This is a genomic window from Mesorhizobium sp. WSM4849, assembly GCF_055811385.1.
In genome coordinates this window covers 87,796-97,002 of record NZ_JBVVPW010000027.1, presented here as the reverse complement: position 1 = coordinate 97,002, position 9,207 = coordinate 87,796, and the positions used below count along the sequence as shown (strand labels likewise).

Below are 9,207 nucleotides of genomic sequence, written 5' to 3'. Positions count from 1 at the left end.
ATGCTCAGCATGATGAAGACCTGCAACAAGCTCGGTGTCAGCTTCTGGGATTATCTCGGCGACCGCCTCGGCATCCCTGGCAGCAAGATCCTGCCGCTTCCCGTTCTCCTCGCCGGTCGCTGAACCCCAACAAACGCCGCCGGTTTTGCCCCGGTTACACCAGCATCTTGTAAGTACCTGATTTCATTCAGGTTCTGATTCGCTTTCCAGTTCGGCCCTGTTGTAACAGTGACTGTTATAGTCGGGGCTCGAACAGGATGGCGACACTGCCCGAACGGATGATGACGCGCAGCGGCACTTTTTACTGTCGCATTTGGGTTCCTACGGACATTGCCCCTATATACGGGCGTCAAATTGTGGTCCGGTTCTTGCGCACAAAAGATCTGAAAACAGCCAAGTGCCGTCTCGCTCGCAAGAGCGTCGAACTGGAAAACCGGTTCGACGAAATTCGTGCTGATCAGATCGCCGGTGTCAATCTTGGCGTTGCAACGCCGCCACCCTCCCGAACGCTCCGTGCCGGCTTCTGCGAGATCGCCCGTGAACACGCCATCGCGGCGAGCGATCAGGAGTTCTCCCGCCGTGCGGAGCTCTTCAGCCAGGCGACCGCGGCTCCCGCTCGGTTCTGGCGCGGCGAGTTCGGACCGCTGCCGGTGCCGGCCGACTTCGGGCACGACGAAGAGGATGCCTATACCTATTTCGATCACCTCGTTGCCGAAGGAGATCTCGAAAATGTCATCGCCTTCGTCAATCGCTTTCGTCTCCGGAAGCGGATCGAGGCGCTGCAGAGCATGCGGGCGACCGGGAACCTTGGCGAATTGGTCGCGATCGCTGACAAGCGCATTGCAGGGATGAACCGCCCGGATGCGATCGCTCTCTCCCGATTGCTGCTTGAGGAGGAACTCGACGCACTACGGGCGATTGTCGAGGGCCAGCCCGACCCTTCGCTGGGCGATCTTCGTGCAGGCAATTTTCGGCAGGTGGAAAATCCTGAGGCGCCTAGCTTGGGCAGTTCCCTGCCGACGGCACCAGCCGCCAAGCCGATCTCGCTCGACGAACTCTTCGAGCGCTGGGAGGCGGAAACCGATCCGAGCGCCAGCACGCTTTCGAGCTGGCGGGGTATCACTCGTGACCTCAAGTCGTTCGTCGGCGACAAGGCGGAGGACATTGCTCGCATCACCACCGAAGATATCGTCGGCTGGAAGGACAAGCTCGTCAAAGCCAACAAGGCGGCGGCCACAATCTGCGAGGCTATCTCGGCTGCGCCCGTCCGCTGTTCAGGTTTGCCGTGGCGAACAGGCTCGCGGCCTCCGCTCCCTCCCAGGGCATCAAGGTCGCGCGCAAGACGAAGGCGGGCACGAAGATGCTCGGCTATAGCGGCGAGGAGGTGGCTCGTCTGCTGGACCTGGCCAGCAATGCTTCTGACCCCGGGAAGAAGTGGCTCCCCTGGCTGGCAGCCGCGACAGGCTCGCGGATCGGGGAAGTGGCACAGCTCCAGGGCAGTCACGTATTTGAGGAAGACGGATTTCAAGGTCGTCAAGATCACGCCCGCAAGTGATGCCGGCAGTATCAAGAATGCAGAAAGTGAAAGGACGGTGCCGATCCATCCTGCACTTCTCACAGCTGGCTTCCTGGAATTCGTGGCGGAGAAGGGACAAGGTCCGCTCTTCTACGGCCGCTCGTCAGGCGATCCAAAGCGAAAGCACGCCTCGAAAGGCGTTGCCAACCGCCTGGCGACCTGGATTCGAAAGAATGGGTTTTCCGATCGACGCAAGGCGCCGAATCATGCGTTGAGGCACTGGTTCAAGACCGAAGCGTCAAGGGTTGGCATTTCTGACAGCGTGGCCGACGCCATTCAGGGCCACACCGACAGCAGTTCCTCGGGTGTCTACAGGCATATCGGCTTGGCCCTGATGGCATCAGCGCTCGAGAAGATCGAACTGCCACCGCGCCGCGGCTTGCCCTTAGACGCTTAGAGCTGCTGGAGCAAGCTCGTAACCTCCTGGTTGCGCCAAGAGCGGTTATCGCCGAACCACTGCTCAGACGTCGCATTTGGGGGCCGACAAACCAACCCGCTGCGCGGGATGGGCGCGCGCGGTAAGGGCTCGCGCTCGCCCGCGAACTGCTCGCCGTCGCGAGCCCACCGCCTGTGGCCCGTCCTTCCTTCCTCGGGGACTTTCGTACGCCTGCCGGCGCCCGAAACTCTTTCCTGCAACTGGCGCAATCCCCGAAAGTCCTGCGGAACCGTTGCGGAGGCCTTCACCTCGATACCGACGACCCGACCGCGTCGATCCTCGATCACGACGCCGACCTCGTCCCGATCCTTGGTCCGGTAGTGTGAGAAAGACACCCGTCGCTCTGACCACGATGCGAGCTTCAGGAATTCCGACACCACGAAGCTCTCGAGAAAGCACCGAACCGCGATCGGTCCTACGTCCTTCATCTACGGCCGGTCACAAGATTGTCAACAATCTTTAAAAGTTTTGTTGACAGGTGATTGATTTGAGCCTTCACTCACAAAAGTCCGCGTATCGGTCGAGTTCTGTCGCAACAATGCGCGGCCTCCAAGGGGAAGAACAATGATCAACAGACGTTCAATAATCACATTCGCCGCGCTCGGCGCCGTCTCCGCGCTGGCAATCATGGCCGGCGGCACAATCACGGTGCACGCCGCCAACAAGGAACTCAAGATCGGCTTTGTCGGCGTGACGAGTGGCGCGGCCGCTGCGTGGGGCACATCCAACGTCCGCTCGATGCAGACACGCGCCGCCTGGATCAACGAAACCGGCGGTGTGAAGATTGGTGACGAGACCTATGACATCAAAATCGTCACCTTCGACGACCAGAAGGACCCGAAGCGGGCGATCGCCGGCATGGAGAAGATGGCCCAGGAGGGCATCCACTATGTCGTCGGTCCGAATGTCGACGACGGCGCGGCGGCGGTGCGTCCCGTGGCAGAATCCAAGGGCATCATCTATTTTCCCTACGCATTCCCGAAGGAACTCTACACCCCGCCGGCGTCCAACGCCGTGCTCGGCATGATCGCCAACTACCAGTCGGCTCCGGCGATCTACAAATATCTCATGGAAAACAGGGGCGTGAAAAAAGTTGCCTTTGTCGCCGCCAACGAATCCGATCCGCTGAGCCAGCGGGATGGCGGTGTTGCCGCGGCAAAGGCGCTCGGGCTCGAGGTTGTGGCTGCCACGGATGTCTACCAGAACGATACCCGCGATTTCACGCCGGTACTGACGCCGATCGTTTTGCAAAAACCGGACCTGCTGGTGCTTTCGGGTGTCGCGCCCGGCAATGCGCCGCTGCTGATCCGCGCCGCGCGCGAGCTCGGCTACGAAGGTCTGATCTCCACCGAAACGGCGCAGGATGCCAAGGTGCTGGAAGAGGGCGCGGGCGAGTTGGCCAACGGCTTCATCTCAGTCGGCGGCGCATCGACGCCCGAAATCGCGTCCGACACGATGAAGGAGTTCGTCGACCGCTATACGAAAATGTTCGGCGAATACAATGACGAGTCCAACACCAAGGTCTACGCGCTCGAATACATCATCGAGACGCTGAAGGCGAACCCGGCCGCGATCGACAATGTCGAGGAGTTCAAGAAGACGATCGACACTTTCTCGGCGCCCAATCCCTATCTGAAGGGCGATGCCAAGCTGACCTATGTCGGAATGACGTCGTTTGGCCAGAAGCGCCAGCTTTCGGTCCCGATGGTGGTCACGGAATACCGCGACGGCAAGTTCGAGACGCTCTTCGTCGCTCAAGTCGATTGACGCACTGCACTGAAGCGGATTGCCGCAGAGGCTCGTGCATTCGCCTTGAGCCTCTGAATGGCCGGGAACCATCCTGATGGAACAAGTCATCGCCAACGGGCTTTATCTTGGCGCGCAATACGCCTTGATCGCGCTCGGTCTGACCCTGATCTTCGCGCTGATGAACGTGCTTAACTTTGCCCATGGGCAGATGTACGTTCTCGGCGGCTTCGTCACCTACACCGTCTATGGCCAGCTCGGCATGCCTTTCGTCGTCGCGCTCGTCGCGTCCGGTATCACGCTGCTGGTCATTGGAGCGCTGGTCGAGAAATTCCTTTTCAGAACGGTGATTAGGCGAAGCGTGCGGGAGGAAAGTACGATGCTTCTCGCGGCGGCGGTCGCATTCTTCCTCGACGCCGTGATCCTCCTCCTGTTCGGTGAAAAGCAGCGCGGCGTGCCGAAGATCGTCAACGGCGTCTTCGTCTCCGACAGCCTCATAATGCCTTACGACCGGCTGCTGGTCGGCGCACTCGCCATACTGTTCATCGCCTCCTTCGTGCTTTTCATGCAGTACAGCAAGCCGGGACGCGCCATGCGGGCGCTGGCGCAGGACCGGGTCGCGGCGCAGCTGATGGGCGTCGAGGTCGACCGCTATTCGATGATCGGCTTTGCGCTCGGCGCCATGCTTGCCGGCATAGTCGGCGGGCTGCTGGTCGCCATCACCGGCGTCAATTCGGGCATCGGCGGGCCGATCTCGATCAAGGCGTTCTTGATGGTGATGATCGGCGGGGCCGGCGTGGTCAGCGGAGCGATCGCCGGCGGCTTCATCCTCGGCATGATGGAATCGGTCGGCCTGACGGTGCTACGCCAATATGGCGACGTCACTTATCTCGTCATCTTCGCCGCGCTGATGGTGTTCCTGAGCATCCGCCCGAACGGACTCATGGGCAAGCCGTGGGGATGATGGACATGAAGCGTACACGCAATATCCTCGCCGTCGCTGTCTTCCTGCTGGTCGTACTCGTCGGCGTGCCCTGGCTGATCGAGGCGACCGGTCGGCTCGACCTCTACTACACGCTGACCTCGGTCGCGCTGCTCAGCATCGCCAGCGCCGGGGTGTGGGTGACTTTCTACATCGGCCGCATCAATATCGGCCAGGGCGCCTTCGCGCTTATGGGCGGCTATGTTTCGGCCATTCTTGTCGTCCAGTATGGTGTGTCGTTCTGGCTGACACTGCCGCTGGCTGGGCTATTCTGCGCCGCTGCAAGCGTGCTGATCGGACTGCCCATCCTCAGGCTTCGCGGCGTCTATTTCGCCATGGTCACGCTGGTTTTGACCGAAGTGGCGCGGCTGCTCGCGCTGGCACTGCCGATCACCAACGGAGCCAAGGGTATGGTCAGCATTCCGCTCCCCGGCGGCATCTCGATCTTCGGGCTGACCATCCTTCCAGATTTCGCGACGCTCGCCAATCCGCGTCCCGCCTTCTATCTGGTGTCGGTTGTGCTGATGGTGCTGTGCTTTGCGGCGCTCTACCGCCTAGTCCATTCGCGCATCGGCAAACTCTGCCAGTCGTTGCAGCAGAACGAGGAACTGGCCTCCTCTATCGGCGTCAACATCGCCTATCTGCGCGTTATCGCCTACGCCATCTCCTCATTCCTCGGCGGTCTCGGCGGTGCGATGTTCGTCGCCATCTCGCAGTCGATCTATCCGTCGAGCTTCACCGTCACCGACTCGGTGAACTTCATGCTGAACTGCTTCCTCGGCGGGCTCGGCCACGTCTTCGGGCCGATGATCGGCACCTTCGCGCTCTATTTCGGCTGGGATTTCCTGTTCGAGACCGGCGAGTTCCAGTTGCTGATCTTCTCTTCGGTGCTGATCGCGCTGATGCTGTTCCTTCCCAACGGCCTGCTCAGCCTCAGGCTGTTCGGCAAGAAGCAGGGCTAGGACCATGGCCGAGCTTCTCCAGATCAAGGCCGTGACCAAACGCTTCGGCGGGCTGGTCGCGGTCAACAATGTTTCCTTCGCGGTCCGCGAACGCGAAATCCTCTCCGTCATCGGCCCCAACGGCGCCGGCAAGTCGACGCTGTTCAAGCTGATTTCCTCTTTCCTCAATCCGACCTCGGGCGAAGTGCTGTTCCGAGGAGAGCGGATTTCAGGCCTGGCGCCGCATATCGTCGCCCGGAAGGGCGTGGTGCGCACGTTCCAGGAGACGACGATCTTCAAGGGCATGACGGTGCGCGACAATGTCATCATCGCGCATCACCTGCGTTCCAATGCCAGCCTTGCCGGCTTCTATCTCGGCACGAATACCGCACGGCGCGACGAGGACGAATTCGGCCGCTCGGCCGACGAGATCATCGACTTCCTCGATCTCGGCGCGCAACGGCATGAGATCGCCAGCACGCTGCCGCACGGCCATCTGCGCGCGCTCGGGATTGCCATCGGGCTCGCCACCAACCCGACCGTGCTTCTGCTCGACGAGCCCTTCGCCGGCATGAACCATGACGAAACCGTGCGCGCGGTGGAGATGGTGCGCGGCGTGCGGAAGCGCGGCGTGACTGTCCTGCTGGTCGAGCACGATATGCCCGCCGTCATGAACATTTCCGACCGCATCGTCGTCCTGAACTTCGGTGTGAAAATCGCCGAGGGAACGCCGAAGGAAATCCAGGAGAACGAAAAGGTCATCGAGGCCTATCTCGGCGCCGAAGATGAGACGATCGGATTTTAGCCATGAGCGAACTGCTGAAAGTCTCCGACGTCGAACTCTACTACGATCATGTCTATGCTTTGAAGGGCGTGTCGCTAAACGTCAACGAGGGCGAGACCGTCGCGCTGATCGGCGCGAACGGCGCGGGCAAATCCTCGATCCTGCGCGCCATCACTGGCCTGAAGAAAGTCCGCAGCGGCGAGATTCATTTCCGGGGCCACCGCATCGACGGAACGCGCCCGGACGAGCTGGTCAGGATGGGCATCGCCATGGTGCCGGAGGGTCGGCGCGTCTTTTCCTACATGACGGTGCGCGATAATCTGATGATGGGCGCCTTCACCCGCACCGACAAGTCCGAAATCGCCAGGACGCTGGACATGGTGCTCGGGCGATTTCCGCGCCTGAAGGAACGCTATTCCCAGACGGCGGGCACGATGAGCGGCGGCGAACAGCAGATGCTGGTGATCGGGCGGGCGCTGATGGCCAAACCGAAGCTTCTGCTGCTCGATGAACCCTCGCTCGGCATCGCGCCGAAGCTCGTCCAGGACATCGCCCGCTCCATCGTGGCGATCAATCGCGACGAAAAGGTCAGCGTTCTCTTGGTCGAGCAGAATTCGCGCATGGCGCTGCGCATCTCGCAGCGCGCCTACGCACTGACGACCGGAAAGATCGCGCTGGCCGGACATTCGGCTGAGCTGCTTGGCGACGACCGGGTCAAGAAACTCTATCTCGGCGGCGAAATATGAAAGCGCAAATGGACATACTCGTCGTCAATCCCAACACCACCGCGTCCATGACCGAAAAGATCGGCGAGGCGGCGCGCGGCGCGGCTTCGGCCGGCACCAGGATCATCGCCGTCAATCCGAAGGACGGGCCGCCGAGCGTCGAAGGCTATTTCGACGAGGTCTTCGCCATCCCGGGAATGATCGGCGAGATCCAGAGACATCCGGCGGCGAGCGCCTGCGTCATCGCCTGCTTCGACGACACCGGCCTCGACGCAGTACGCTGCGTTGGCGAGATGCCGGTGGTCGGCATCGGCGAAGCGGCGTTTCACATGGCGAGCCTGATTGCCGGCAAGTTCAGCGTGGTGACGACGCTGTCGCGTTCGGTGCCGGCGATTGAGCACAATCTGGTGCGCTACGGCCTCGCCAGCCGCTGCGCCAAGGTGCGGGCAAGCGACGTTCCCGTTCTGGAGCTCGAAGTGCCCGGCTCCAACGCCCGCCATCGAATTTCGGAGGAGATCGAGCGCGCCATCCGCGACGACCGGGCCGAAGCGATTGTGCTGGGATGCGCCGGCATGGCCGACCTCGCCGCCGCGCTCAGCCGCGAACATGGCCTTCCCGTGCTCGACGGCGTCGCCTGCGCGGTAAAACTCTGCGAGAGCCTCGTCGGCCTTGGCCTGTCGACCTCGAAGCGCGGCGGCTACCAAGTTCCACTCGAAAAATCCTTCGCCGGAATCTTTGCGCCCTTTTCGCCCTCCGGCCGTGTATCCTGATGCGTGCAAAATTGTTGACATTCCCACACAGGATGTTCGATGTCCGGCCGGAAACGCGGTGTTCGCGCCGCTATGCGATCCGGCCGCCGGGACAATGAGACGATGGACCTGCTTGGACCAAAGACACGGGATGGCGACAAGCCGACGATGCGCTGGTTTCCGGTCTATGCCGGCCTACGCGACGCCATCGTCAGCCACCGCCTCGCACCGGGCACAAAGCTGCCCGAGGACGAACTCGCCTCGATCTATTCGGTGAGCCGCGCGGTGATACGCGCGGCGCTGCAGGCGCTGTCGCATGACCGCTTGGCTCGGCTCGAGCCGAACCGCGGCGCGTTCGTCGCCCAGCCGACCAAGCAGGAAGCGCGCGAGGTGTTCGAAGCGCGGGCGCTGATCGAGCCCAAGGTCGCGGCGCTTGCCGCCGAAGTGGCAAAGCCGGCCGAGATCGCGCAACTGCGGCTTCATCTCGAAAAAGAGCACGAGGCTCTGCATGCCGGCCGCGACAGCGACGCCATAATGCTGTCGGCAAAATTCCATGTCGGCATCGCCGAAATCGCCGGCCATTCGATCCTGACCGGCTTCGTCAAAGACCTGTTGTCGCGGTCGTCGCTGATCATCGCGCTCTACTGGCGCCGCCGCGACACCACCTGCGAAAGCCACGCCCATCACGCCCTCGTCGATGCCATCGAAAAGCACGACGCAAAAAACGCGTCCGACCTGATGCGAAGTCATCTCATCGACCTTCTGTCGGGCCTTGATCTGTCGCTTGGCGAGAAGAAGCCCGAGAGCCTGTCGGATATCTTGCGCTGATCTCCGCCGTCAAACTCTTCGCCGGAGTTCGCCTATGTCCGCACCATGCTGGGCGTGCATAGCATGCATCGGCCCATGAGGACTGCTTCTTCGTTCCTGCTGTCATAACAGTAGCGCTCGTTGAGTCCGCGGCGCTGCCCTCCAGCTGCAGCTACTCCTGCTGGGCCATAGAGTCCCTCCCGCACAACGGTCGGGCAACGCGCTCGATCAGAGCTTGACGCAGCGCAGTCGCAGCAAGGGTTGGGCAAACTGCCGGTTTTTCTTATGGCCTTTAGATACGACTTGATGCGATCGGTCGATGGCCCTCGCGAGAGGCCAGTTCCACACTGCAATCTTATGCAACTTTGCGCGAACAAACGTCGAACAACGTCATACCGCCTTCGCTCACATGCTGCGGATCCGCTGTTCGTGATGGGCTCAGTTGCGCCAAGAGCGACCTT

The 9,207-nt window shown here is 61.5% G+C and carries 9 protein-coding genes; 8 read left to right on the top strand and 1 reads right to left on the bottom strand.

Annotated elements, in window-relative coordinates:
• The first annotated feature begins 257 nt into the window (after positions 1-257).
• Positions 258-1,973: a DUF6538 domain-containing protein gene (locus tag AC0L3L_RS26460; RefSeq protein ID WP_473639892.1), complete on the top strand. Its 1,716-nt coding sequence runs from the start codon at positions 258-260 to the stop codon at positions 1,971-1,973.
• Here the strand turns inward: AC0L3L_RS26460 and AC0L3L_RS26455 are convergent.
• Positions 1,970-2,440, bottom strand: a complete 471-nt coding sequence (locus tag AC0L3L_RS26455) for a DUF4143 domain-containing protein (RefSeq protein WP_473639890.1) — start codon at positions 2,438-2,440, stop codon at positions 1,970-1,972. The two genes, AC0L3L_RS26460 and AC0L3L_RS26455, sit on opposite strands and share 4 nt — an antisense overlap.
• A gap of 136 nt (positions 2,441-2,576) precedes the next feature.
• On the opposite strand from AC0L3L_RS26455, the gene AC0L3L_RS26450 reads away from it, so the two are divergent.
• The 7 genes from AC0L3L_RS26450 (at position 2,577) to AC0L3L_RS26420 (ending at position 8,767) form a co-directional block, all read left to right on the top strand.
• Positions 2,577-3,779 (top strand): ABC transporter substrate-binding protein, encoded by a 1,203-nt coding sequence (locus tag AC0L3L_RS26450; RefSeq protein ID WP_292209467.1) that lies wholly within the window; start codon positions 2,577-2,579, stop codon positions 3,777-3,779.
• A 76-nt stretch (positions 3,780-3,855) separates the two neighbouring features.
• The gene (locus AC0L3L_RS26445; protein WP_091600116.1) at positions 3,856-4,722 is read left to right on the top strand and encodes a branched-chain amino acid ABC transporter permease; all 867 of its coding nucleotides are present in this window, start codon (positions 3,856-3,858) and stop codon (positions 4,720-4,722) included.
• A gap of 5 nt (positions 4,723-4,727) precedes the next feature.
• Positions 4,728-5,702, top strand: a complete 975-nt coding sequence (locus tag AC0L3L_RS26440; protein ID WP_473639888.1) for a branched-chain amino acid ABC transporter permease — start codon at positions 4,728-4,730, stop codon at positions 5,700-5,702.
• 4 nt (positions 5,703-5,706) lie between these two features.
• Positions 5,707-6,486: an ABC transporter ATP-binding protein gene (locus tag AC0L3L_RS26435; RefSeq protein WP_473485729.1), complete on the top strand. Its 780-nt coding sequence runs from the start codon at positions 5,707-5,709 to the stop codon at positions 6,484-6,486.
• Between the two features lie 2 nt (positions 6,487-6,488).
• Positions 6,489-7,211: an ABC transporter ATP-binding protein gene (locus tag AC0L3L_RS26430; RefSeq protein ID WP_473485730.1), complete on the top strand. Its 723-nt coding sequence runs from the start codon at positions 6,489-6,491 to the stop codon at positions 7,209-7,211.
• Between the two features lie 8 nt (positions 7,212-7,219).
• Complete coding sequence (locus AC0L3L_RS26425; protein WP_473639886.1) at positions 7,220-7,960, top strand: aspartate/glutamate racemase family protein; 741 nt, start codon at positions 7,220-7,222, stop codon at positions 7,958-7,960.
• Between the two features lie 102 nt (positions 7,961-8,062).
• Positions 8,063-8,767 carry a GntR family transcriptional regulator gene (locus AC0L3L_RS26420; protein WP_123147303.1) on the top strand — a complete coding sequence of 235 codons (705 nt, stop codon included), beginning with the start codon at positions 8,063-8,065 and terminating at the stop codon, positions 8,765-8,767.
• The last annotated feature ends 440 nt before the right edge of the window (positions 8,768-9,207 follow it).

What these genes read in the sequence shown, in the direction of transcription:
- AC0L3L_RS26450 (WP_292209467.1), top strand. Translation starts at nt 2,577, where the DNA reads ATGATCAACAGACGTTCAATAATCACATTCGCCGCGCTCGGCGCCGTC.
- AC0L3L_RS26460 (WP_473639892.1), top strand. Translation starts at nt 258, where the DNA reads ATGGCGACACTGCCCGAACGGATGATGACGCGCAGCGGCACTTTTTAC.
- AC0L3L_RS26435 (WP_473485729.1), top strand. Translation starts at nt 5,707, where the DNA reads ATGGCCGAGCTTCTCCAGATCAAGGCCGTGACCAAACGCTTCGGCGGG.
- AC0L3L_RS26420 (WP_123147303.1), top strand. Translation starts at nt 8,063, where the DNA reads ATGGACCTGCTTGGACCAAAGACACGGGATGGCGACAAGCCGACGATG.
- AC0L3L_RS26430 (WP_473485730.1), top strand. Translation starts at nt 6,489, where the DNA reads ATGAGCGAACTGCTGAAAGTCTCCGACGTCGAACTCTACTACGATCAT.
- AC0L3L_RS26425 (WP_473639886.1), top strand. Translation starts at nt 7,220, where the DNA reads ATGGACATACTCGTCGTCAATCCCAACACCACCGCGTCCATGACCGAA.
- AC0L3L_RS26445 (WP_091600116.1), top strand. Translation starts at nt 3,856, where the DNA reads ATGGAACAAGTCATCGCCAACGGGCTTTATCTTGGCGCGCAATACGCC.
- AC0L3L_RS26440 (WP_473639888.1), top strand. Translation starts at nt 4,728, where the DNA reads ATGAAGCGTACACGCAATATCCTCGCCGTCGCTGTCTTCCTGCTGGTC.
- AC0L3L_RS26455 (WP_473639890.1), bottom strand. Translation starts at nt 2,440, where the DNA reads ATGAAGGACGTAGGACCGATCGCGGTTCGGTGCTTTCTCGAGAGCTTC.